General features: G+C 47.7%; 1 protein-coding gene and 1 pseudogene. Both read right to left on the bottom strand.

What is annotated here, in order from left to right; genetic code table 11:
* Window positions 1–179: pseudogene (locus ACWHAR_RS30755) on the bottom strand (hypothetical protein); the annotation flags it as partial.
* Between the two features lie 44 nt (window positions 180–223).
* Window positions 224–555, bottom strand: a 332-nt coding sequence (gene hmoB / locus ACWHAR_RS30750) for a heme-degrading oxygenase HmoB (RefSeq protein WP_452088894.1), incomplete at its 5' end; no start/stop codon positions are given.

The following is a 555-nucleotide window of genomic DNA, read 5'->3' as shown; positions in this document are numbered from 1 at the left end:
TAGGCGATGATGCTTTCCGATGGCTCTAAATATGAACCATCCTCGTGCTGCATCTCGTAATCATCAAATCCGAACTGAAAACCGCAGCACGGGCAGATTTCATGAGAATGATTGCCTTCATGATCATATGGCGGTTCAGCCAATCCCTTAAACCCGCAGACTGGGCAAGTATGCTTCATTTTGCTTTCCTCCCAATAAAATAAGCTGCCGGACATGCCGGCAGCTATTCGACAGCGAAATATGTGGTGACATAGGAAGGCCGGGAGAAGATCGATGTTGTGTCAATTCCGGCAGATGTATCGCGTTTTTTGTGGGCTTCTTTGTAAGAACCGGACTGCTGCCAGTCTTGAAAGGCGCTTTCCGTTTCCCACAAGGTCAGAATGACATAGGTGTCACTGTCAAGCGGACGGAGCACTCGAATTGCTTCAAAGCCAGGCTCTTTTTCGACTTTTCCCGCTCTGTTTTTAAATCTGTTTTCAAACAGCGGACGCCCTTCCTGAGTGACGGCAATATTGTTCAATACTGCAAAACCGGGATGCTTGATCTCTCCGACTT

It is taken from the genome of Bacillus sp. LR--39 (assembly GCF_053613335.1).
The sequence above is the reverse complement of the archived record's forward strand: the minus strand, read 5'-3'. Positions and strand labels throughout refer to the sequence as shown.